Genomic DNA, 21,561 nt, shown 5'->3' on the forward strand with positions numbered 1-21,561 from the left:
ATGGCATCAGGATACGCGAAGGCCCCCTTGGGTGGCGACCGACTGGTCGAGCAATCGAGCCGCAGCTCGCGCGCTTTGGCAAGCCGTGGCGCCACGCAAAGTGACGCAGCCGCTGATCCGTCATGGTAGCATCCTTGGTATGACTGTCTGTAGGAAGAGTTGCATGCGCACTGAAAAGCTCTCGATCTCGCTCAAGCCCGACCTCGTTGCGCTCATCGATCGCTATCGCGTTCATCATGCGCTCGGCAGCCGCTCGAAAGTGATCGAGGAGGCGCTGCTGCGTCTGCGTCAAGAGGAGCTTGAGAATGCTTATCGAGAGGCGTCGATGGCGGAGAACCGAGACGGCGATGTCGATGCTGCGGAGTTCGATGCCACCATCGGCGACGGTTTGAGCCATGAAGCGTGGTGACATCTTCTACGCGGATCTGAGTCCCACTGTCGGCTCTGAAATCAACAAACGTCGACCGGTCCTGATCGTCAGCAACAATGCCAACAATCGCGCGGCGAGCACCGTCACAGTGCTGCCGATCACCTCGAACATCGCGCGCATCTATCCCTTCGAGGTCGCCTTATCCCGCGCCGATTCCGGTCTCGCCAAGGACTCGAAGGCCCAGGCCCAACAGATTCGCACCCTCTCCAAGCAACGCATTCAGGGCCGGCCTGCAGGCCGGCTGGCCACCGACAAGCTGCTGGAGATCGATGCTGCGATCCGCTTGCATCTGGCGTTGTAGCTGTTTCGTCGCGCATTGGGAATCTTTCAGCGCATGGGGCTTGCGCTTTCGCGCCGATCGGCCAGACTCTGGTGAACGAGCAGCGGCGCGCGTAGCGATCACGCGGCGATCAAGCAGCGATCGCGCCATCGCGCTGATCGCGACACTCAATCTGTCGATACTGATTCACCGGGAGCAGAGCACAAATGAGCAATGAAGAACACCCCAAATCCGACGATCGGCTAGTCAAGGCTTACGAGCAGATGCTCGAACACGCGCGCGAGGCCGTCGACGAGGCCGAGGAGGCAACCCCCAAGCTGCGTGCGATGCTCGACAACGCGCGCGATCACATGGTCGAACTCGGCGAGCTGAGCCGCGAGGAGGCGCACAAGATCGCCGAGTACATCGAGCGCGATGTCGAGGATGCCGCCCACTATATCGCCGAGACCGGGGAGGATCTACGCGCCTGGTGGCGCTTCGATCTCGAACTCATCGAGCAGCGCATGTTCGAGGCCTTCACCAGCGTCGCCGATCAGACCCGCTTGCAACTCGAACAATGGTCCGAGCGCGCGCGCCAGGCCTCGCTCTATCAGGCCGGGCAGATCACCGGTCCCGGCACCCTGGTCTGCGACAAGTGTGGCGCCAAGGTTCAGTTCACCCGCGCTGGGCGCATCCCCGCCTGCGCGGAATGCGGTGGGTTGACCTTCCAGCGCGTGCCATCGGCCTCTCAACCGAAGACAGGTTCCTGAGATAGGTTCTAGAGCAGCCCCAACCCGCATCGGACGCGCGATCGAGCGCCGCTTGCGACGCCGGCAACAACCGCCTTGCGGGGATCGACGCCGCTGTCGAATGTGGACGTCGAGCTTGGAACAGGCGTCCAAAGGCAGTATATTCTAGACCCCATAGAGGATAACTTAGCCCCCTATGGGGCGTCATTTAAACCTTATTGGTCATATTCCCGCAGGAGAGACCGGTCCTCGACCGGCGCCGAAGGCGCAACATCCGCCCGGAATCGCTCAGGCAAAAGGACTGCGGGATCCATACCAACTCTGGAGAGCGGCTACGGCAGTAGCCCACCGACGGGGCAGCGATCAGCGCCACCCACGGCTCGCGGCAAGCGAGCCCGCTTGGCGCTCGACGCAAACTCTCAGGTTCAGGACAGAGGGGCGGCGCGCGCAGTCACGGCTGTGGCGCTGGCTCGTTTGTCTTAAAACCGCGCGCCCTCGTTGCCAGCAACAGCGGCCGCCAACCGGAGTTGCCGCATGGGATCCAGAACCCCCCTCTTTTCCGAGCATGAACGCCTCGGCGCTCGCCTCGTGCCGTTCGGCGGCTGGGACATGCCGTTGCATTACGGCTCTCAGCTCGACGAGCATCATGCGGTGCGCCAGCACGCCGGTGTCTTCGATGTCTCGCACATGCGCCCGGTCGACATCCAGGGTGCCGATGCGCTGACGTTCCTGCAACGGCTCCTGGCCAACGATGTCGCTAAGCTCAAGCAGCCCGGCAAGGCGCTCTACAGCTGCATGCTCAATGCCGACGGCGGCGTCATCGACGACCTGATCTGCTACTACTTGGGTCCGAACCGCTATCGGGCCGTGGTCAATGCCGCGACCGCAGACAAGGATCTGGCCTGGATGCAGGCCTGCATTCAAGACGCCTCGATCGGCATCAACAGCCGTGATGATCTCGCCATGCTCGCGGTACAAGGCCCGGAGGCACGCGCTAAGGCCGCGTCGCTGCTGCCGGAGGCGCTGCGCGCGCCGGCACTGGCGCTCAAGCCCTTCTTCGCCACCGAGCAGGGCGACTGGCTGGTCGGCCGCACCGGCTACACCGGCGAGGATGGCTTCGAGATCATGCTGCCCGCCGCCGAGGTCGTCGAGCTGTGGCGCGCACTCATCGCTGCCGGCGTGACGCCCTGCGGGCTCGGCGCGCGCGACACCCTGCGCCTAGAGGCCGGGATGAACCTCTACGGCCAAGACATGACCGAAGAAGTCGGGCCGCTCGAATCGGGCCTCGGCTGGACCCTTGCCTTCGAGCCAGGAGAGCGCGATTTCATCGGCCGCGCGGCGCTCGAAGCGCAGCGCTCGCGGGGCGGGCTGCGCGACTTCGTTGGCCTGCTGCTGACCGGGCGCGGCGTGCTCAGGAGCCATCAGCCGGTGCTGGTGGACGGCCAGCCGGTCGGCGAGGTCACCTCCGGCGGCTTCTCGCCCACCCTGCAACGCAGCATCGCGCTGGCGCGGGTCCAGCCCGGCATGGGCGACTCATGCGCGGTCGAGATCCGCGGCAAGGCTGTGCCCGCGCGGGTGGTGAAACCGCCGTTCGTGCGCCACGGCAAGGCCCGTATCGCACTCGACTAACAAGCATCAGGCGCACCCCCGAATGATGCAGCGCGCGTTATCTTCGTCAAGTTCAGTGCCGACGACGGGCGCAATCTTGATCGACAGCGCTGCACAGCGCCCCAGACGGATTCAGCGGAGCGGCATCGGCCTGTCGCCGTGATACTGCTCTTTTCTCGTACACACCAGGCTCAAGGGCAGCTGCTCTGCGGGCCATATCGCCAACCGCCGCCGCTTTGACAGCGACGCGCTTTCTCAGGAGTCTCTCCAATGAGCACGATCCCAACCGAGCTGAAGTACACCGAGTCCCACGAGTGGGTCAAAGACAACGGCGACGGCACCGTCACCGTCGGCATCACCGATCACGCGCAGGAAGCGCTGGGCGATCTGGTCTTCGCCGAGCTGCCCGAGATCGGCAAGCAGCTCGCGGTCAAGGACGCCTGCGCGGTGGTCGAATCGGTCAAGGCCGCCTCGGACATCTACAGCCCGCTAGCGGGCGAAGTCACCGCCGCCAACGAGACCCTCGACGGCGCCCCCGAGACGATCAACGAGGATGCCTATGGCGACGGCTGGATCTTCCAGCTCAAGCTCGCAGACCCAAGCCAGCTCGACGACCTGATGGACGCCGGCGGCTACGAGCAGCTCCTCGCCGACGAGGGCTGAACCACCATGCCCTTTATCCCGCACACCGACGAGGACATCGCCGGCATGCTCGACGCCATCGGCGTCGACAGCATCGATGCGTTGTTCGACGAGATCCCCACCGAGCTGCGCGCCCAGGGACTGGACGGCGTCCCCGCTGGCCTGAGCGAAATGGAAGTCACCCAGCTGCTGCAAGCGCGCGCGCGCACCGATGGCGAGCCGACCTGCTTCATCGGCGCCGGCGCCTATGACCATCACATCCCCGCCGCCGTATGGCAGATCGCCACCCGCGGCGAGTTCTACAGCGCCTACACGCCCTATCAGGCCGAGGCCAGCCAGGGCACGCTCCAGGTGCTCTACGAGTTCCAGTCGATGATGACCGCGCTGACTGGGCTGGATGTCTCCAACGCCTCGCTCTACGACGGCGCTTCGGCGCTGGCCGAGGCGGTGCTGATGGCGGTGCGCTCGAACCGCAAGGTCAAGAATCCGCGTGTGTTGATGCCGCGCGCGGTGCATCCGTTCTACCGCCGCACGGTGGCCAGCATCGTCCAGCATCAGGGCATCGAATTGGTCGAGGTCGACTTCGACCCGCGCAGCGGGCAGACCAAGATCGAGCACTGTGAGGCCGTTGGCGATCAGCCCTTCGCCGCGCTGGTGGTGCCACAACCGAACGTCTTCGGTGTCCTCGAAGACGTCGATGCGCTGACCGACTGGGCGCAAGCGCGCGATGCGCTGGTGATCGGCGTGGTCAACCCGGTCGCCCTCGCCCTGCTCTCGCCGCCGGGCGACTGGGGCCAGGCCGGTGCCGATATTGCCTGCGGCGAGGGCCAGCCATTGGGGATGCCGCTCGCCTCCGGCGGCCCCTATCTCGGTTTCCTGTGCTGCAAGCAGGCCTTCATCCGCCAACTGCCGGGCCGCATTGCCGGCAGGACCGAAGACCTCGACGGCAAGGTCGGCTACACCCTGACCCTGCAGGCGCGCGAGCAACACATCCGCCGCTCCAAGGCGACCTCGAACATCTGCACCAATCAGGGGCTGCTGGTCACCGCCGCGACCATCCACATGGCGATCCTCGGTGCCGACGGTCTCGAGCGCGTTGCGGCTGCTTGTCATGCCAACACCGCGCGGCTGGTGCAACAGTTGGGCGAGGTGCCGGGCGTCGAGCCGCTCTTCGACGGCCCCGTGTTCCACGAGCGCGCGCTGCGCTTGCCGGCACCCACCGAGACGGTGCTGGCCGCGCTCGCCGAGGACGACATCCTCGGCGGCTTCGACCTCGGACGCGAATATCCAGAACTGGGCTCAGTGCTCCTGGTCTGTGCCACCGAGAAGCGCACCGATGCCGAGATCGCCGCCTACCGCCAGGCCCTCGCCAGCGCTGTGGTCGTCGCCAAGGCCGCTTAGTGTGAGCCGGTGATGCCAAGCCGACGCTCGACACACCCGGGTGAGGCAGCCGCCCTTCACCCTTCACCCATCACCCGTCACTAATCGCCATGCTCATCCAAGAACATTCTCGCCCCGGCCGCCGCGCCACCGCGCAGGCGCCGCTCACGACCGCCGACCACGGCGCGCTGCCACCCGCGCTGCGCCGCAAGCAGCGCGCCGCGCTGCCCGAGGTCTCCGAGTTGCAGGCCGTGCGTCACTACACCCAGCTCTCGCAGCAGAACTTTTCCATCGACACGCACTTCTATCCGCTCGGTTCGTGCACGATGAAATACAACCCGCGCGCCTGTAATAGCCTGGCCTCGCTGCCCGGCTTCCTCGCGCGCCATCCCGCCGCGCCAGAGACCCATAGCCAGGGCATCATGGCCTGCCTGCACGAGCTACAAGACATGCTGAAGAGCGTCACCGGCATGCACGCGGTCTCGCTGGCGCCGGCCGCCGGCGCTCAGGGCGAGCTAGCGGGGGTGATGATGATCCGCGCCTATCACGACGCCCGTGGCGATCACGACCGACGCGAAATGCTGGTTCCGGATGCCGCCCATGGCACCAACCCGGCCTCGGCGATCATGGCCGGCTTCAAGGTGCGCGAGGTGCCAACCGGCAGCAACGGCGACGTCGAGATCGATGCGCTGCGTGAAGCGGTCGGCCCGCAGACCGCCGGCATCATGCTCACCAATCCGAGCACCGTGGGCGTCTTCGACCGCAACATCCAAGCCATCGCCAAGACCGTCCACGAGGCCGGCGGCCTGCTCTATTACGACGGCGCCAACCTCAATGCGATCCTCGGCAAGGTGCGGCCCGGCGACATGGGCTTCGATGTCATCCACATGAACCTGCACAAGACCTTCTCGACCCCGCATGGCGGCGGCGGGCCCGGCGCCGGTCCGGTTGGGGTCTCGAAGCGGCTGGAGCCTTATCTGCCGATTCCGCTGGTCGATCAGGGCGACGACGAGCGCTATCACTGGCTCGATGAGGATGACCGTCCCGAGAGCATCGGCCGCCTGACCGCCTTCGGCGGCAACATGGGCATCCTGTTGCGTGCCTACATCTACGCCCGCCTGCTCGGCGCCGAGGGCATGCGTCGAGTCTCCGAGTTCGCCACCCTCAACGCCAACTATCTGCAGGCTCGCCTGCGCGAGGCCGGTTTCCAGCTCGCCTACCCGGAGCGGCGCGCCAGCCACGAGTTCATCATCACCTTGAAGAAAGAGGCGAAAGACTTCGGCGTCAACACCATGGATGTCGCCAAGCGCCTGCTCGACTATGGCTACCACGCGCCGACCACCTACTTCCCGCTGTTGGTGCCCGAATGCCTGCTGATCGAGCCGACCGAGACCGAGTCCAAGGAAGCGCTCGACGGCTTCGTCGAGGCCATGACCCAGATTCGCACCGAGGCCGAGCACGAGCCGGAGACGGTCAAGCAGGCGCCGCACAGCCTGCCGATGCGGCGGCTCGACGATGTGCGCGCCGCGCGCCAGCTCGATGTTGCCTGGAAACCTGCCGAGGCGTCTGTTGGCGAGTCCGCTGCCCGCAAACCAACCGGGGCCGCGACCGGGGAGCCTGCGAGTCAAGCCGTCGGCGGTCATGCCTGAAACCGGCATCACCAGGAACGCGATACCCATGGCCAACCACAACGTCAGCGGCTGGCGCCGGATCATCTACGCCTTCGGCTATTCGATGAAGGGCTTCAAGGCCTGCTATGAACTCGAGGAGGCCTTTCGCCAAGAGGTCCTCGTCCTCATCTTCATGATCCCACTGGCGCTCTGGCTCGGCGAGTCGCCCGTCGAGCGCGCTATGCTGGTCGGCAGCCTGTTGCTGGTGCCGGTGGTCGAGCTGCTCAACTCGGCGATCGAGGCCAATGTCGACCGCGTTGGCCTGGAGCGTAACGAGCTTTCCGCACGCGCGAAGGATATCGCGTCTGCGGCGGTGTTCATGAGCATCAGCTTTGCCGCAACGATCTGGGGCCTAGTCTTGATCCCCCGTTGGTTGTGACGCTGGCGCAAGCGGTGATACAGGCTGACCCAAAGCTGACCCCGAGACGAACCATTTCCCTGCCGAGAATCTCTTTGACCTGGAACCGACAGTATGAGCCGAACGCCTGACGACGCGCCCTTCCTGCCACTGCCGATCGCCGTGGCTACGGTCTCCGATAGTCGCACTGCCGAGAACGATACCTCGGGCCGCTATCTGCGCGAGCAACTGACCGCCGCTGGCCATCGGCTCGCCGACCAGGTCATCTGCAAGGACGACGTCTACCAGCTGCGCGCACTGTTCTCGCGCTGGATCGCCGATCCCGAGGTGCAGGTGGCGATCAGCACCGGCGGCACCGGTATCACCGGCCGCGATAGCACCCCGGAGGCCATCGCGCCCTTGTTCGACAAGACCATCGATGGCTTCGGCGAGCTGTTCCGGCAGATCTCGTTTCAGGAGATCGGGGCCTCGACTGTGCAATCGCGCGCCGTCGCCGGTATCGCCAACGGCACCCTGCTGTTCTGCCTGCCCGGCTCCACCGGCGCCTGCCGCACCGCCTGGGAGCAGATCCTGCAGCCGCAGTTGGACAGCCGCACGCGGCCCTGCAACTTCGCCCAGCTGATCGCGCGCTTCAGCGAGCGCTGATCCCGATGACCAAGGATTCGACTCACAACCAGGCGACTGCGGCCAGTGACACCTTGAGCGCCACCGCGACCGACACGGCCAACGCCACCTCGGTAACGGCCGCATCGGGCAGCCCAGTATCCACCGAGCGTGTGAACGACTGCGAGCCGAGCCAGGCCTCGACGGGATCGCCAGCCGCCAAACCGCTCAGCGTCGAAGCCGCTTCGGCACAGCTGCTCGCCGCCGCCCGGGTCATCGAAGGCAGCGAACAGTTGCCCACCATGGATTGTCTCGGCCGCGTGCTCGCCGAGCCCGTCATCAGCGGCACCGATCTGCCGGGCTGGGACAACAGCGCGATGGACGGCTACGCACTGCGCGCTTCCGATCTGCAAGCCGGTGGCGGCTGGCTCCCGATCAGTCAGCGCATCGCCGCCGGCCAGTGCGGCACGCCGCTCACGCCCGGCACCGCCGCACGCATCTTCACCGGCGCCCCGCTGCCCGAAGGCGCCGACAGCGTCGTCGTGCAGGAGGTCTGCACGCCCGAGCGCGACGGTCTGCGCATCGAGGCCAAGACCAGCGCTGAGATCAGAACCGGTGACAACATCCGCCGGCGTGGCGAAGAACTGCAAGCCGGCTCGCAAGTGCTCGCCACTGGAACGCGGCTCGGCCCCCAGCATCTGGGTCTTGCCGCAGGTGTCGGCGCCGCGCAGCTGCAGGTGTCTCGTCGGCTGCGCGTCGCCGTGCTGGCCAGCGGCGACGAGTTGGTCATGCCTGGGGAGCCACTGGGTCCAGGCCAGATCTACAACTCGAACCGGTTTCTGTTTCGCGCCTTGCTGCAAGGGCTCGGCTGCGAGGTCATCGACCTTGGCATCGTCAAGGACGACCGCGAGGCGACACTGGCTGCGCTCGGCAGCGCCGCCGAGCAGGCCGATCTGGTCATGGCCAGTGGTGGCGTGTCGGTCGGTGACGAAGACCATGTGCGCCCGGCGGTCGAGCAACTTGGCCGCCTCGACCTCTGGCGCGTGGCGATGAAGCCCGGCAAACCGCTCGCGTTCGGGCGCATCGGCGAGACACCGTTCATTGGCAGCCCCGGCAATCCGGTCTCGCTGTTCGTGACCTTCTGCCTGTTCGCACGGCCGTTCATCGAGCGCATGCAAGGCGTACAGGATGCCAAACTCCCCACCCCGCTCATGCTACCCGCTGGCTTTGAGCTGGCCAAACCGGCCAAACGTCGCGACTATCAACGCGCGCGGCTGGAGTTCGATAGCGCCGGAAAGGCATCCATTCAGCGCTTCCACAGCAGCTCATCGGCCGCCCTAAGTTCACTGACCTGGGCCAATGGGCTGGTCATCATCCCGCCGGGCGAGACCATCGCGATCGGCGATCCGGTGGCCTTCCTGCCGTTCGCCGAGCTGGTGCCTGGCCATCGGAGCCTCTGAGGGATACGCCGACATGATCGAATTGCGCTACTTCGCCAGCCTGCGCGAGCAGCTCGGGCTCGATGCCGAAGCCATCGAGTCAAGCGCTGGCACCACTGTGGCCGAACTGAGGGCGCGCTTGCGCGAGCGTGGTGAGCCTTGGACGCAAGCGCTCGCGCCAGAGCAGCGCCTCCTGGCTGCCGTCAATCAGGAAATGGCACGTCCCGAGACGCCCGTCGCCGATGGTGATGAAGTCGCCTTTTTCCCGCCCGTGACGGGCGGGTAAGCGGTCCCGCTACCCGGGTGCTGAGGTCGAGGCGCGTCAGTCAGCTGTCGGACAGCCAACGCGCAATGATCTGGCCTGTTCATCAGACCAGGCGTAGAAGTCGGTCTCATAGTCGGTCGTCAACGCTGCCAGGACTCCTCAATGGTCGGCTCAGGGGCTCAGCTTGGCGCTCTCGCGTGTTGGGAGCCAACCTTGGGCCAAAACGCGTTCACTGACCAAGATAGACCTCGATCACCCGGGGATCGTTCTGCACCTCATCCATGCTGCCCTCGGCGAGCACCGAACCTTGGTGTAGCACGGTGACGCGTTGGGCGATCGAGCGCACGAAGTCCATGTCGTGCTCGACGACGATGACGGTGTGCTTGCCGGCGAGTGAGGTCAGTAGCTCGGCGGTGCGCTCCATCTCCTGATGGGTCATGCCAGCGACCGGCTCGTCGACCAGCAGCAGATGCGGGTCTTGCATCAGCAGCATGCCGATCTCGAGCCATTGTTTCTGACCGTGCGAGAGATTGCCGGCCTCACGCTGCGCCTGCTCCTGTAGGCCGATGATGCCGAGCACTTCATGGATGCGATCGCGCTCTTTGCCGGTCAGCCGAGCGAGCAGCGTCGGGAAGACACGCTTGTCGGCGGCCATCGCCAGCTCCAGGTTCTCGAACACGCTGTGATGCTCGAACACCGTCGGCTTCTGGAACTTGCGCCCGATGCCAACCTCGGCGATCTCAGGCTCGGTCAGCTTGAGCAGGTCGATCTTCTGGCCGAAGAAGGCGCTGCCCGAGTCCGGCCGCGTCTTGCCGGTGATGATGTCCATCATCGTCGTCTTGCCGGCCCCATTCGGGCCGATCACGCAGCGCAGCTCGCCGGCATTGACATAAAGGTTTAGCTCATCGATCGCCTTGAAGCCGTCGAAGCTGACGTTCAGCCCTTCGAGATAAAGGATCGGGCCGTGACTGACATCTAGCTCCAGATCCTTGGCCCGGATCATGAAATCGAACTGTCGATCGCGGCAGGTCAGCTCCTTGAATTCCTGCCCGAAGCCTTGCCAGACCTGCTTGGGACCGCTGAAATCGAAGGTGCGGTCGCTGCGCAGCAGATCGCGCTCCGACCCGCGACCGGAGGGGCTGTTCGGTTGGCGCGCGGATGTGTCGCTCGAAGCAGCTCCGCGATCCGATTGGTGGCTCGTTTCGCTGTCCAAGTTGGCTTTGCTATCCGCAGGCGCTTCGCCAGTCATGTCTGGTTTGCCCGTCGTAGCCGCTTCGCCAGCAGCGCTCCTTTCACCGTCCAGCGTTCGCTTGCTGATTAACGCTGTCTCATCGGCCAGCGTTACCTTAGCCGTCGACTGCGTTTCGCGGCTGTTGCTGATGCTCGGGCTCATGCACTCACCTCCTGAACCTTATCGGGCTTCGCGCGGCGCCAACGCAAGCGCTTGAGCAATCCGGCGATGCCAGCGGGCAGAAAGACGGTGACTAGCACGAACAGCCCGCCGAGCACGAACAGCCAGGCTTCGGGGAAGGCGCCGGTGAAGACCGTCTTGCCATAGTTCACCAAGATCGCACCAATGACCGCGCCATAGAGGGTCGCTCGGCCACCGATGGCGACCCAGACCACCAGTTCGATCGAATTCAGCGGCGAGAACTCGCCGGGATTGATGATGCCAACCTGAGGCACATAGAGCGCGCCCGCCACCCCGGCCAGCGCCGCCGAAAAGGTCCAGATCGCGAGCTTGACCCGATCCACCCGATAACCGATGAAACGCACCCGCGACTCGGCATCGCGCACCGCCACCGCGACTCGCCCCAACTTCGAGGTCACGATCCAGCGGCAGGCCCAGTAGCCGAGCGCCAGCGCCAGCGCCGAGGCCAGGAACAGCCCGATCCGTGTGCCATCCGCCTGTAGATCGAAGCCGAGTAAATCCTTGAAGTCGGTCAGTCCATTGTTGCCGCCGAAACCCATCTCGTTGCGGAAGAAGGCCAGCATCAGCGCATAGGTCAGCGCCTGGGTGATGATCGACAGGTAGACGCCGGTGACCCGCGAGCGAAACGCCAGCCAGCCGAACACGAATGCGAGCAGCCCGGGCACGAGCAGGATCATCAGCGCCGCGTACCAGAACTGATCGAAGCCCTGCCAAAACCAGGGCAACTGCTGCCAGTCGAGGAAGACCATGAAATCCGGCAGCACCGGGTCGCCATAGACCCCGCGATCGCCGATCTGGCGCATCAGGTACATGCCCATCGCATAGCCGCCGAGGGCGAAGAAGGCGCCATGGCCGAGACTGAGAATCCCGAGATAGCCCCAGACCAGATCGACCGCGACGGCCAGCAGCGCATAGGTCAGATACTTGCCGAGCAAGGTCACCGTGAAGGTGCTGACATGCAGCGGATTGCCGTCCGGCACCAGCAGATTCAGGATCGGCACCAGGATCGCGATCAGCGCCAGCAGCACCAGCATGATCTGGCCGCCGGTATCGCCCTTGAGTGGTTGCAACAGGCCCATGTTCGATGCTCTCAGTGCTTAGTCAGCCGCTGCACGGCCACGCTGCGGAAACAGCCCGCGTGGGCGCTTCTGGATGAACAGGATGATAAACACCAGTACCAGGATCTTGGCCAGCACGGCGCCAGCCCAGGGCTCCATCAGCTTGTTCGCGACGCCCAGCGTCAGACCACCGATCAGGGTGCCCCAGAGATTGCCGACGCCACCGAAGACCACGACCATGAAGGAATCGATGATGTAGCCCTGCCCCATATTGGGGCCAACGTTGGTGAGCTGCGACAGCGCCACGCCCGCGACCCCGGCAATGCCGGCGCCCAGCCCAAAGGTCAGCGCATCGACACGCGCCGAGCGCACGCCCATCGCCCGCGCCATGGCGCGGTTCTGCGACACCGCCCGCACCTGCAAGCCAAGCGCAGTGCGCTTGAGCACTAGCAGCAACAGCGCGAAGACGATGAGCGCAAAGAGCAGGATATAGAGTCGGTTATAGGTCAGCGCGAGGCCAGGATTGAGCTGCAGCGAGCCGCTCATCCAGCTCGGGTTTTGTACCGCGACGTTCTGCGCCGAGATCGTCGTTCGCACCAACTGCTGCAGGATCAGGCTGATGCCGAAGGTCGCCAGAAGCGTCTCGAGCGGGCGACCGTAGAGGAAGCGGATCACCGTGCGCTCGATGGCGATGCCGAAGGCGCCCGAGACCAAGAAGGCGGCCGGCACCGCGACCAGCAGTGACCAATCGGTGAGGCCAGGCATCGCCTGCTGCACCAGATAGGTGGTGTAGGCGCCGATCATGATCAGCTCGCCGTGGGCCATGTTGATCACGCCCATGACACCGAAGGTGATCGCCAGCCCGATCGCCGCCAGCACCAGCACCGAGCCCAGACTAAGACCGAAGAATAGGGTCTCGACGCTGCTGTTGAACTGACGTTTGCGATCGATCGCATCCAGCGCGGCTTTGGCCGCAGTGAGCACCGCCGGGTCTTGCTCCGATGCGACCAGCGCATTCAGGGCATTGCGCGCCTGTGGATAGAGATTGCCATGCAGCGCCTCGATGGCCGCCAACCGGCGGTCTGCCTCTGGCTGCTGTAGATCGGCGATGGCCACCACCAAGTCCAGCGCGTCCGCGACCTGCTTGTCGTCTTCAACCGCCAGCTGCGCACGCACGGCGGTGATGACGGTCGGATCATCGCTACCCACCATCTCGCGCGCCGCCCGCACGCGCAGGGCGGGGTCCGGGCTGGCCAGGGTCAGCGCCGCGATCGAGGTACGCAGCCCGCTGCGCATGCGGTTGTTGATCGTGATCTTGCGCACATCGCGGCGCCCGACCTCGCCGAGGGCTTCGGCGGTGAGCGCATCGGTCAAGGCCCAGCCACTGCCCGCTGGCTGCACATAGACGATGCGGTCATCGTCCTTGCGATAATAGAGATCACCGGCGAGCAGTGCCTTCAGCAGCGGGATCGCACGCGGATCGCCGGTTTCCGCGATGGCGCGCGCGGCGGCCTCCTTGGCCTTGAACGAGGTCTCCGTCAACTGCGAAACAGGCGCTTCGAGCCCAGTGGCTAGGTCAACTGCGGACTCGGTCGTCGGATCGTTTGCTCGATCAGTTGCAGACTCGATTGTCGGGCTGTCTGCTGGGCTGGTTGCGAGTTCCGCCGGGCTTGAGGCGGAATCTGTCGCCTGGCTGTCGGTTGCGTTGCTCGTGGCCATGCTCAGCAACAGCAAGAGGCCGAGCATCTTCGCCAGGACGGGGCCACTGCCGCCCAACGCAAACCTAGACATAACGCTCATCGACCGTGCGAGGTGACATAAGGGGTCAACGCTGAAGTTGGATGGCTAGAGGTGGACACTGTCGCGCCATTCGGATCGAGTTTGAGGCGGATTATCCGGCAATCGCCTTGGTCGACGCCATCCCTGGCTAGGGCCGCAGCCGCTCTCAGCGTCACGGCGCTTGGGCCAACAGGCCTATTTGGCCGACTGCTCGGCACCGAGGCACTTTTTAGTCTCGGTATTGTAGTTGCCGCAGTTGATCGGGTCCGTCCAATCGGCGATCAGATCCTTGGAGCCTTCCAGGTAATCGGACCAAGCGTCGCCCGGCACCTCGTCCTCGGTCTGATAGACGATCGCGAACTGACCGTCGTCTTGGATCTCGCCGATCAGCACCGGCTTGGTGATGTGGTGATTGGGCAGCATTTTAGCGGTACCACCGCTGAGATTGCTGGTGCTCAAGCCGACGATCGCCTTCTCAACGGCATCGGTGTCGGTGGTACCGGCCTTCTCGACCGCCTGTACCCAGAGATCGAAGCCGATCTTGTGCGCTTCCATCGGGTCGTTGGTGACCCGTTTCGGGTTATCGATGAACGCGTGCCAGGTCTCGATGAAGGCGTCGTTCTCGTCGGTCGGCACGCTCATGAAGTAGTTCCAGGCCGCCAGATGGCCGACCAGCGGGCCGGTGTCGATGCCAGAGAGTTCTTCCTCGCCGACCGAAAAGGCGATAACCGGGATGTCTTCGGCCGAGACGCCCTGATTACCCAGCTCTTTGTAGAAAGGCACGTTGGCGTCGCCGTTGATGGTCGAGACCACGGCGGTCTTCTTACCCTCGGAGCCGAACTTCTTGATCTCGGCGACGATCGACTGCCAGTCGGAATGTCCGAATGGCGTGTAGTTGATCATGATGTCCTCTTCCGCCACGCCGTTCTGCTTCAGGTAGGCTTCAAGGATCTTGTTGGTGGTGCGCGGATAGACGTAGTCGGTCCCAGCCAGCACCCAGCGCTCGACGCCGAGTTCGTCCTTCAGATAATCGACCGCCGGGACCGCCTGCTGATTCGGTGCCGCGCCGGTGTAGAAGACGTTCTTCGATGACTCCTCGCCCTCGTACTGCACCGGATAGAACAGCAGGCCGTTCAGCTCTTCGAACACCGGCAACACCGATTTGCGCGAGACCGAGGTCCAGCAGCCGAAGACGGCGGCGACCTTGTCCTGCTCAATCAGACCGCGCGCCTTCTCGGCGAACAGCGGCCAGTCCGAGGCCGGATCGACCACTACCGCCTCGAGTTGCTTGCCAAGCACCCCGCCCTTCTCGTTCTGTTCCTCGATCAGCATCAGCACTGTATCTTTGAGTGTGGTCTCGCTGATCGCCATGGTGCCGGAGAGCGAGTGCAGCACACCGACCTTGATGGTCTCATCGTTGGCCTGATCCGCTGCGGGCGCGGCGTCTTCGGCGAATCCGGATAGCGACGCGGTCAGCCCGAGCGCGATGCCGGCACTGAGCAGCAGGGGTTTGAAAGACGGGATCGAAATCATCCAGGAGTCTCCTGTGGTGATGAGTCTTGAAACGCGAACCGTTGGCATGAGACGCCAACGAGCGATCCGAAGCAAGCCCTGAGCCAGGAAGCTAATCGACTGATATCGAGGCTAGATTCAGAGTCTAGCGCAGACTCGCCGCGCTGCCGCGCACCAAAAGTGAACGCTAGCCGGCAATTTGGTGCGGCATTCTGCACCAATTTGGTGAGCTGATCCTCTGCAAGTGATCGCCAGCCAATGCAGCATTTCCAGACCGCTTCTGAGCGAGCAGACACCCGAGACGGGATATGCCGGAGCAGAGCGGGCTTGAGCGGCGGTAGCCGTCAGGGACGCAGCACCAGATTGAAATCGCGGAACGGCTCGAAGTCCGGCCCGCTCGGCACCGGCAGGGGCGAGGCATCATAGATCGCATTCACAACCGACTGATCGAACCTCGGATTGCCGCTGCTAGTGACGATCTTGACCTGATTGCTGATGACGCTGCCGCCGGGCTCGAGCCGCACATTGACGACCGGTGCGTTGCCTTCCCAGGTGCCAGCCGGATGCACCCAGAACTGGCGGATGCGCTCTTGGATCGCCGGCACCCACTGGCTGGCGATCTCCTCGTTCGGAGCGCCCGACTCGGTAGCGCCGCGCTGCTGCCTCTCGCTCAGTACTGGCAATCCGACATCGGGCAGCAGGCCGCGCGCGCCGAACAACAGCAACACCGTCAGTGCATTGGCGAGCAGCACCGCAACGAAGACCGTCACAAACAATTTTCCAGTGCTCATCCGAGCTCCTCTGTGAGTTCAAAGACGCCGTTATCATCCCCAGCTTTAGCCTTCCGGCAGCGGCATTGCCCGACGGTGGGCGAAGCCGCCTCGTCTACCGAAGAGCCCCCGACCACACAGCCCTCCTCCACCATCGACTCGATCTACTAGCAACCGAGGCCCAAGATCACCATGCGAATCCTGCACACCATGCTGCGCACCGGCCCGCCCGAACGACCGCCAGCACTCGCCGAGCAGATCGCCGCCACTCTCGCCGATCAAGGCTGGTGCATGACCGACAACTTCCTCGCGCCATTGCACATCAGCCAGCTCCGCCATGAGGCGCAACAGCAATGGCAGGCGGGACACTTCCGGCGTGCCGGTATTGGCCGTGGCGAGAATTTGGAAGTCCGCGACGAGGTCAGAACCGACTGCGTCGCCTGGCTTGAGCCCAGCGATCTCAGCGCCGCCCAGCGGCTCTATTGGAGCCAGCTCGAACAGCTGCGGTTGGCGATCAACCGCAGCCTGCTCCTCGGCCTCTACGAACTCGAGGCGCACCTGGCGGTCTATCCGCCTGGCACCTATTACCGCAAGCACCTGGACCAATTTCGCGGCATCGGCGAGCGCACGCTGAGCTGCATCCTCTATCTAAACGAGGCTTGGCAGGCCCGGGACGGCGGCGCGCTGCGTCTCTACACCGATCCGAACCATCCTGAGGCGAGCGAGCTGATCCTCCCCGAAGGCGGTCGCCTGGTCACCTTCTTCAGCGCCCGTTTTCTGCATGAGGTAGAGCCCGCAACGCGCGAGCGCTTCAGCCTCACCGGCTGGTTCAAGCGCCGCTGCTAGCGAGCGGCGATGGTCCGCTCAAGGTAGCAATGACTACCTCCGTAGCATAAAGGGAACGCGCCTAAGGTGCGTCTTCAGGTCGCAGACCCGACAACGGCGGTCTACGCTGTGTCAGCCTCCTCACAGCCGTCTCCACACCCCCTGCGCCGCATCCGCGACAAATCAACCGCTTAGCATCCAGGCAGAAATAGGCACGCAGTTTGCTTTAGATAAACCCATTGAACCTAGCGCGTCGCCCATGCGGCGCCGTCAGACGTTATGGGGATCGAGACATGCTACAAGCGGTAACCACTCTGGAGGCAGAGCGGCGAACGACGGAGAGCGCGTCGGACAGTGGCTGCGCGTCAAGCGGCTGCGGTAGCAGTACCGATAAGCTGGCGCATCTGCCGGCGGCGATTCGCGCCAAGGTCAATGACCACCCCTGCTTCTCCGAAGACGCCCACCATCACTATGCGCGCATGCATGTGGCGGTGGCGCCGGCCTGCAACATCCAGTGCCACTACTGTAACCGTAAGTACGACTGTTCCAATGAGTCGCGCCCTGGCGTGGTCTCGGAGCTGCTGACGCCCGAGCAGGCCATCAAGAAAACCCTCGCCGTCGCCGCCGCGATCCCGCAGATGAGCGTGCTCGGCATCGCCGGCCCTGGTGATCCGCTTGCCAACCCGGAGCGCACCCTCGCCACCTTCCGCGCGCTGTCCGAGAAGGCCCCCGACATCAAGCTCTGTCTCTCGACCAACGGCCTCGCGCTGCCGGAGCTAGTCGACGAGATCTGTGAGCACAACATCGATCACGTCACCATCACCATCAACTGCATCGACCCCGAGATCGGCGCCAAGATCTATCCCTGGATCTTCTGGAACAACCGCCGCGTCAAAGGAGTTAAGGCCGCTCAAATCTTGATCGAGCAACAGCAGAAAGGCCTGGAGATGCTCACCGAGCGCGGCGTGCTGGTAAAGGTCAACTCGGTGCTGATCCCCGGTGTCAATGATGAGCACTTGAAGGAGGTCAGCCGCGTGGTCAAGGCCAAGGGCGCCTTCCTGCACAACGTCATGCCGCTGATCGCCGAGCCTGAGCACGGCACCTTCTACGGCCTGATGGGCCAGCGTGGCCCCACTCAAGACGAGTTACAAGCCTTGCAAGACGCCTGCAGCGGCGACATGGCGATGATGCGCCATTGTCGGCAATGCCGCGCCGATGCAGTCGGCATGCTCGGCGAGGATCGCGGTGCCGAGTTCTCGGTCGAGAAGATCGAGCGGATGGAGATCGATTACGCCGCCGCGATGCAACGCCGCGCCGAGGTGCATGCCGAGATCGAGGCCAAACGCCAAGCCCAACGCCAAGCTCAGGGCGAGTCGCGCCAACAGACGCAGCAGCATCAGCGCGGCGAGGTCTTCGTCGCCCTCGACTCGCTCACGCGTCGGCGCCCAAAAGCTCCACCGCCCACCACAGAGCCGGCGAGCACTCGCAGTGCAGGTCGCCCACTGCGCATGGCCGTCGCGAGCAGTGGCAGCGGCGTCATCAATCAGCACTTCGGGCATGCCCGCGAGTTCTTGGTGTATGAGGCCGATGGACAAGCGGTGCGCTTTATCGGTACGCGCCGGGTGGCAGCCTATTGCAGCGGCGATGAGACCTGCGGCGACGGCGAATCGGCGCTCGCCGGCACCCTGCGCGCACTCAACGGCTGCGCTGCGGTGCTCTGCTCCAAGATCGGCATCGAGCCCTGGGACGCGCTCGAAGCCGCTGGCATTGCGCCGAATGGTGAGCATGCGATGGAGCCGATCGAGGATGCCGTGGCCGCTGTCTATGCCGAACTGGCCGCCGCAGGCCGCCTTGCCGACCCCGAAACCCAAACTGCGCTGAGCGCTTAAGCCGTCGCGGAGGTCATGCGTCGCGCTTAGCCGCTAGCCACTAGCCAAAAAGCGCTCGTACTTGCTCCGACGCCTAACACCCCGCCAGCACCGACACTGAAGACAGCACCATGGCTTATCAAATTACCGATGGCTGCGTGAACTGCTGGGCCTGCGAGCCGCTGTGCCCGAGCCAAGCGATTCAGGCCGCCAAGCCGCATTTCATCATCGACCCGAGCCAGTGCAGTGAGTGCGTTGGCGATTTCGCCGAGCCGCAATGCGCGAGCATCTGCCCTGTTGAGTGCGCCATTCTCGATGCCAGCGGCACTCCAGCAAATCCGCTTGGCTCGCTGACCGGCATCCCGCCCGAGCGCTGGAATGCGGCCATGGCCGAGATTCGAGCCCGTTGAGCCGTTGACGATCCACCGCCAGAACATGCGCACTTGCTAGCGCAGTACGAGGTAGCTAATCGATGTTTGTTGCCGAGCCTGTTCTCACCGACGACAGAGCGAGTACCCGCCCTGCTCACAGCGCACGCGCGAACCACCCCGCAGTCCGCTTCGTGAGTGCGGCTATAGGTGGTGGCCTATCGTCCGCGCGGCAATTACTTGCCTGGCACCACAGCCAGCGTCCTACGCTTGGCTCCACACAGATCTCCGCGCGGGCTTGGCGCCGACAATCGGCGCTGATCTGTCTCCAAGCCAATCTGGAGATCGAGGCTCGACGATGACCGACGTCATCTTCTACGAGAAGCCAGGCTGCATTGGCAATGCGAAGCAGAAGCGGCTGCTGGCGCAGCACAATCACTTGTTGGTGGTGCGTGACATCCTCAGTGAGCGCTGGAGCGCGGAGCGCCTGCGCCCGTTCTTCGGTGAAAAACCCGTCAGCGCTTGGTTCAACCCGACCGCCCCGCGCGTCAAAAACGGCCAGGTGGTGCCTGCGGACCTCAGCGAGGACGAGGCGCTGGCGCTGATGATCGCCGAACCGCTGCTGATCCGACGCCCGCTGATAGAGACGCCCATCGGACGCTGTGCTGGCTTCGAGGCGGGGCCAGTGCTCGACGACCTCGGCATCCAGCTTAGGCCTAACGAAGATCTGCAGTCCTGCTCGCGCGCCGAAGGCCAGCCCGATTGTGAACCAACGCCGTCAACATCCGCATCCGAGGCGACGTTCGGGTTAGGAGCGACGCGAGCGTGAGTAGTCCCGCCCCCAAGCATGCCCTCGCGACGATGTCCGAGCGCGACTGCGACGCGGTCGAGATTGCACCTGGCGTGCACTGGATCGGCGCGCTCGACCCTGGGCTGCGCAGCTTCGACATGATCCTGCGCACCGCCAACGGCACCACCTACAACGCCTACGCGGTGCGTGGTAGTGACGGCGTCGCCATCATCGATACGGTCAAGGCCGAGTTCGCTGACGACTTCTTCGCGCGTCTCGAGCAAGTGGCCCGTCTCGATGAGATCCGCGTCATCGTCCTCAACCACCTCGAGCCCGACCACACCGGGGCACTTCCGGAGCTGCTGCGACGCGCCCCACAGGCGCGCTTGATCATCTCCAAGCGAGCGCCGGCCATGCTCAAGGCGCTGCTGAAGCCGACCGAAGATCAGCTCGATTACGAGGTCGTCGACACCGGCGACGAGGTCCGCCTCGGCGACCGCCGGCTGCGCTTCTTAAACACGCCCTACCTGCATTGGCCCGATACCCAGTGCACCTACCTGGTGGAGCAGCAGATCCTGTTCTCGGGCGATGTCTTCGGCTGTCACCACTGCGACCCGCGCCTGTTCAACGACCGCGTCGGTGACTTTCGTTTTTCCTTCGACTATTACTACGCGCACATCATGCGCCCCTTTAAGTCGCATGTGCGCGATGCCCTCAGGCTGATCGAACCGCTGCCGCTGACGCTGATCGCGCCGGCACATGGCCCAGTCCTCCGCGAGCGCCCGCGCCGCTATGTGACGCGCTACCGGGAACTCTCGAGCAGCGGTGAATCCTTTGATCAGCCCTTTGAAGCGAACGAGCAGCCCGCCTCGCTCATCATCTTCTATCTGAGCGCCTACGGCAGCACCACACGTATGGCGGAGGCCGTGCAAGCCGGCGCCGAATCGGTCCCAGGCCTGCGCGTGTCCTTATACGACCTCGAAGGCGGAGAGATCGCACCCTTCATCGACCTAATCGAGGAGGCCGACGCACTCGCGTTCGGCTCCCCGACCGTCAACGGCGATGCGGTCAAACCGATCTGGGATCTCCTCTCGTCGCTGACCGGAATCAGCCTACGCGGGAAGATCGGCGCCGCCTTCGGCTCCTACGGCTGGAGCGGCGAGGCAGTCCCGATGATCGAGGATCGGCTGCGCGGCTTAAAGATGCGTGTGCCGGTGTCTGGTCTGCGTCTAAAGCTGACACCCACCGACGCTGAACTCGATGCCTGTCGCGCCTTCGGCCGCCAGATCGCCGAGGCCATGACCGCCACGTCGAACGGACCGGTCAGCGCGGAGCGCGTCATCGATTTCGCCGAACTGAGCCCTTGAGCGGATCAGCAACAGAAGCGCCGCGTGACGGCGCCCTGATGATCCCACACCCACACCCCCAACCCATTCCAACTGAAACCAAGAGGAACAAACCGCATGGCCAAGGCAAAAGTGACCTTTCAGGACATCGAGCAAACCGTCAATGTCCCCGCCGGCATCCGCGTCATCGATGTCTCCGAGAAGATCGGTGCCGGCATCATCTATGGCTGTCGAGAAGGCGATTGCGGCACCTGCATGATGCACGTCGTCGATGGCTGGAACAATCTCACCGAGCCCTCGGTGCTCGAAGAGAAGGTTCTGCGCGAGAACATGGCCAGTCGCCACGACCGCCTCGCCTGCCAGGCCCAGATCATCGGCGATTGCACCGTCAAGCCGGCCTAGAACGCCGA

22 protein-coding genes and 1 riboswitch are annotated in these 21,561 nt (G+C 64.3%); of the genes, 17 read left to right on the plus strand and 5 right to left on the minus strand.

Features of this window, described 5'->3' with window-relative positions:
* The first annotated feature begins 31 nt into the window (after positions 1-31).
* The 11 genes from AC54T3_RS08645 to moaD all read left to right on the plus strand — a co-directional run bounded on the left by AC54T3_RS08645 (position 32) and on the right by moaD (position 9,424).
* Positions 32-409 (plus strand): DUF8778 family protein, encoded by a 378-nt coding sequence (locus AC54T3_RS08645; RefSeq protein ID WP_496624013.1) that lies wholly within the window; start codon positions 32-34, stop codon positions 407-409.
* Positions 396-731 carry a type II toxin-antitoxin system PemK/MazF family toxin gene (locus AC54T3_RS08650; RefSeq protein WP_496624015.1) on the plus strand — a complete coding sequence of 112 codons (336 nt, stop codon included), beginning with the start codon at positions 396-398 and terminating at the stop codon, positions 729-731. The genes AC54T3_RS08645 and AC54T3_RS08650 overlap by 14 nt, the downstream gene beginning before the upstream one ends.
* Positions 732-916: 185 nt before the next feature.
* Complete coding sequence (locus AC54T3_RS08655; RefSeq protein ID WP_496624017.1) at positions 917-1,459, plus strand: zinc ribbon-containing protein; 543 nt, start codon at positions 917-919, stop codon at positions 1,457-1,459.
* A gap of 202 nt (positions 1,460-1,661) precedes the next feature.
* Positions 1,662-1,752: riboswitch (glycine riboswitch) on the plus strand.
* Positions 1,753-1,972: 220 nt separating this feature from the next.
* Positions 1,973-3,067: a glycine cleavage system aminomethyltransferase GcvT gene (gene gcvT / locus AC54T3_RS08660; protein ID WP_496624018.1), complete on the plus strand. Its 1,095-nt coding sequence runs from the start codon at positions 1,973-1,975 to the stop codon at positions 3,065-3,067.
* 249 nt (positions 3,068-3,316) lie between these two features.
* On the plus strand, positions 3,317-3,709 hold the full coding sequence (gene gcvH / locus AC54T3_RS08665; RefSeq protein WP_496624019.1) for a glycine cleavage system protein GcvH: 393 nt from the start codon (positions 3,317-3,319) through the stop codon (positions 3,707-3,709).
* A 6-nt stretch (positions 3,710-3,715) separates the two neighbouring features.
* Positions 3,716-5,089: an aminomethyl-transferring glycine dehydrogenase subunit GcvPA gene (gcvPA, locus tag AC54T3_RS08670; RefSeq protein WP_496624021.1), complete on the plus strand. Its 1,374-nt coding sequence runs from the start codon at positions 3,716-3,718 to the stop codon at positions 5,087-5,089.
* A gap of 89 nt (positions 5,090-5,178) precedes the next feature.
* Positions 5,179-6,717 carry an aminomethyl-transferring glycine dehydrogenase subunit GcvPB gene (gcvPB, locus tag AC54T3_RS08675; RefSeq protein ID WP_496624023.1) on the plus strand — a complete coding sequence of 513 codons (1,539 nt, stop codon included), beginning with the start codon at positions 5,179-5,181 and terminating at the stop codon, positions 6,715-6,717.
* 28 nt (positions 6,718-6,745) lie between these two features.
* Positions 6,746-7,117: a diacylglycerol kinase gene (locus AC54T3_RS08680; protein ID WP_496624025.1), complete on the plus strand. Its 372-nt coding sequence runs from the start codon at positions 6,746-6,748 to the stop codon at positions 7,115-7,117.
* Positions 7,118-7,210: 93 nt separating this feature from the next.
* Positions 7,211-7,741 (plus strand): molybdenum cofactor biosynthesis protein B, encoded by a 531-nt coding sequence (gene moaB, locus AC54T3_RS08685; RefSeq protein ID WP_496624027.1) that lies wholly within the window; start codon positions 7,211-7,213, stop codon positions 7,739-7,741.
* Positions 7,742-7,746: 5 nt separating this feature from the next.
* Positions 7,747-9,159 carry a molybdopterin molybdotransferase MoeA gene (locus AC54T3_RS08690; protein ID WP_496624029.1) on the plus strand — a complete coding sequence of 471 codons (1,413 nt, stop codon included), beginning with the start codon at positions 7,747-7,749 and terminating at the stop codon, positions 9,157-9,159.
* Between the two features lie 13 nt (positions 9,160-9,172).
* On the plus strand, positions 9,173-9,424 hold the full coding sequence (moaD, locus tag AC54T3_RS08695) for a molybdopterin converting factor subunit 1 (RefSeq protein ID WP_496624030.1): 252 nt from the start codon (positions 9,173-9,175) through the stop codon (positions 9,422-9,424).
* A 208-nt stretch (positions 9,425-9,632) separates the two neighbouring features.
* On the opposite strand, the gene urtD is transcribed toward moaD, so the two are convergent.
* From urtD to AC54T3_RS08720, 5 genes are all read right to left on the minus strand, one after another.
* Positions 9,633-10,406, minus strand: coding sequence for an urea ABC transporter ATP-binding protein UrtD (gene urtD / locus AC54T3_RS08700; RefSeq protein WP_496624102.1), 774 nt, complete (start codon positions 10,404-10,406; stop codon positions 9,633-9,635).
* 386 nt (positions 10,407-10,792) lie between these two features.
* Positions 10,793-11,914 (minus strand): urea ABC transporter permease subunit UrtC, encoded by a 1,122-nt coding sequence (gene urtC / locus AC54T3_RS08705; RefSeq protein ID WP_496624032.1) that lies wholly within the window; start codon positions 11,912-11,914, stop codon positions 10,793-10,795.
* Between the two features lie 18 nt (positions 11,915-11,932).
* Positions 11,933-13,684: an urea ABC transporter permease subunit UrtB gene (urtB, locus tag AC54T3_RS08710; RefSeq protein ID WP_496624034.1), complete on the minus strand. Its 1,752-nt coding sequence runs from the start codon at positions 13,682-13,684 to the stop codon at positions 11,933-11,935.
* Positions 13,685-13,867: 183 nt separating this feature from the next.
* Positions 13,868-15,205, minus strand: a complete 1,338-nt coding sequence (urtA, locus tag AC54T3_RS08715) for an urea ABC transporter substrate-binding protein (RefSeq protein WP_496624035.1) — start codon at positions 15,203-15,205, stop codon at positions 13,868-13,870.
* Between the two features lie 323 nt (positions 15,206-15,528).
* Positions 15,529-15,975: a cell envelope integrity TolA family protein gene (locus AC54T3_RS08720; protein WP_496624036.1), complete on the minus strand. Its 447-nt coding sequence runs from the start codon at positions 15,973-15,975 to the stop codon at positions 15,529-15,531.
* A 171-nt stretch (positions 15,976-16,146) separates the two neighbouring features.
* Here AC54T3_RS08720 and AC54T3_RS08725 point away from each other — a divergent pair, with 171 nt between their 5' ends.
* The 6 genes from AC54T3_RS08725 (at position 16,147) to AC54T3_RS08750 (ending at position 21,553) form a co-directional block, all read left to right on the plus strand.
* Positions 16,147-16,800 carry a 2OG-Fe(II) oxygenase gene (locus AC54T3_RS08725; RefSeq protein WP_496624038.1) on the plus strand — a complete coding sequence of 218 codons (654 nt, stop codon included), beginning with the start codon at positions 16,147-16,149 and terminating at the stop codon, positions 16,798-16,800.
* A 272-nt stretch (positions 16,801-17,072) separates the two neighbouring features.
* A complete protein-coding gene (gene nifB, locus AC54T3_RS08730) occupies positions 17,073-18,668 on the plus strand; it encodes a nitrogenase cofactor biosynthesis protein NifB (protein WP_496624040.1) in 1,596 nt (531 codons plus the stop codon).
* Positions 18,669-18,778: 110 nt separating this feature from the next.
* Positions 18,779-19,057, plus strand: a complete 279-nt coding sequence (locus tag AC54T3_RS08735; RefSeq protein WP_496624042.1) for a 4Fe-4S binding protein — start codon at positions 18,779-18,781, stop codon at positions 19,055-19,057.
* A 316-nt stretch (positions 19,058-19,373) separates the two neighbouring features.
* Positions 19,374-19,844 (plus strand): ArsC/Spx/MgsR family protein, encoded by a 471-nt coding sequence (locus AC54T3_RS08740; RefSeq protein WP_496624044.1) that lies wholly within the window; start codon positions 19,374-19,376, stop codon positions 19,842-19,844.
* On the plus strand, positions 19,841-21,172 hold the full coding sequence (locus AC54T3_RS08745; protein WP_496624045.1) for an FprA family A-type flavoprotein: 1,332 nt from the start codon (positions 19,841-19,843) through the stop codon (positions 21,170-21,172). Before AC54T3_RS08740 ends, AC54T3_RS08745 begins: the two co-directional genes overlap by 4 nt.
* 96 nt (positions 21,173-21,268) lie before the next feature.
* On the plus strand, positions 21,269-21,553 hold the full coding sequence (locus AC54T3_RS08750; RefSeq protein WP_496624046.1) for a 2Fe-2S iron-sulfur cluster-binding protein: 285 nt from the start codon (positions 21,269-21,271) through the stop codon (positions 21,551-21,553).
* Positions 21,554-21,561: the final 8 nt, after the last annotated feature.

The sequence above is a fragment of the Halochromatium sp. NSM3 genome, from assembly GCF_059621085.1.

What these genes read in the sequence shown, in the direction of transcription:
- AC54T3_RS08650 (WP_496624015.1), top strand. Translation starts at nt 396, where the DNA reads ATGAAGCGTGGTGACATCTTCTACGCGGATCTGAGTCCCACTGTCGGC.
- AC54T3_RS08655 (WP_496624017.1), top strand. Translation starts at nt 917, where the DNA reads ATGAGCAATGAAGAACACCCCAAATCCGACGATCGGCTAGTCAAGGCT.
- gcvT (WP_496624018.1), top strand. Translation starts at nt 1,973, where the DNA reads ATGGGATCCAGAACCCCCCTCTTTTCCGAGCATGAACGCCTCGGCGCT.
- gcvH (WP_496624019.1), top strand. Translation starts at nt 3,317, where the DNA reads ATGAGCACGATCCCAACCGAGCTGAAGTACACCGAGTCCCACGAGTGG.
- gcvPA (WP_496624021.1), top strand. Translation starts at nt 3,716, where the DNA reads ATGCCCTTTATCCCGCACACCGACGAGGACATCGCCGGCATGCTCGAC.
- gcvPB (WP_496624023.1), top strand. Translation starts at nt 5,179, where the DNA reads ATGCTCATCCAAGAACATTCTCGCCCCGGCCGCCGCGCCACCGCGCAG.
- AC54T3_RS08680 (WP_496624025.1), top strand. Translation starts at nt 6,746, where the DNA reads ATGGCCAACCACAACGTCAGCGGCTGGCGCCGGATCATCTACGCCTTC.
- moaB (WP_496624027.1), top strand. Translation starts at nt 7,211, where the DNA reads ATGAGCCGAACGCCTGACGACGCGCCCTTCCTGCCACTGCCGATCGCC.
- AC54T3_RS08690 (WP_496624029.1), top strand. Translation starts at nt 7,747, where the DNA reads ATGACCAAGGATTCGACTCACAACCAGGCGACTGCGGCCAGTGACACC.
- moaD (WP_496624030.1), top strand. Translation starts at nt 9,173, where the DNA reads ATGATCGAATTGCGCTACTTCGCCAGCCTGCGCGAGCAGCTCGGGCTC.
- urtD (WP_496624102.1), bottom strand. Translation starts at nt 10,406, where the DNA reads ATGATCCGGGCCAAGGATCTGGAGCTAGATGTCAGTCACGGCCCGATC.
- urtC (WP_496624032.1), bottom strand. Translation starts at nt 11,914, where the DNA reads ATGGGCCTGTTGCAACCACTCAAGGGCGATACCGGCGGCCAGATCATG.
- urtB (WP_496624034.1), bottom strand. Translation starts at nt 13,684, where the DNA reads ATGTCTAGGTTTGCGTTGGGCGGCAGTGGCCCCGTCCTGGCGAAGATG.
- urtA (WP_496624035.1), bottom strand. Translation starts at nt 15,205, where the DNA reads ATGATTTCGATCCCGTCTTTCAAACCCCTGCTGCTCAGTGCCGGCATC.
- AC54T3_RS08720 (WP_496624036.1), bottom strand. Translation starts at nt 15,975, where the DNA reads ATGAGCACTGGAAAATTGTTTGTGACGGTCTTCGTTGCGGTGCTGCTC.
- AC54T3_RS08725 (WP_496624038.1), top strand. Translation starts at nt 16,147, where the DNA reads ATGCGAATCCTGCACACCATGCTGCGCACCGGCCCGCCCGAACGACCG.
- nifB (WP_496624040.1), top strand. Translation starts at nt 17,073, where the DNA reads ATGCTACAAGCGGTAACCACTCTGGAGGCAGAGCGGCGAACGACGGAG.
- AC54T3_RS08735 (WP_496624042.1), top strand. Translation starts at nt 18,779, where the DNA reads ATGGCTTATCAAATTACCGATGGCTGCGTGAACTGCTGGGCCTGCGAG.
- AC54T3_RS08740 (WP_496624044.1), top strand. Translation starts at nt 19,374, where the DNA reads ATGACCGACGTCATCTTCTACGAGAAGCCAGGCTGCATTGGCAATGCG.
- AC54T3_RS08750 (WP_496624046.1), top strand. Translation starts at nt 21,269, where the DNA reads ATGGCCAAGGCAAAAGTGACCTTTCAGGACATCGAGCAAACCGTCAAT.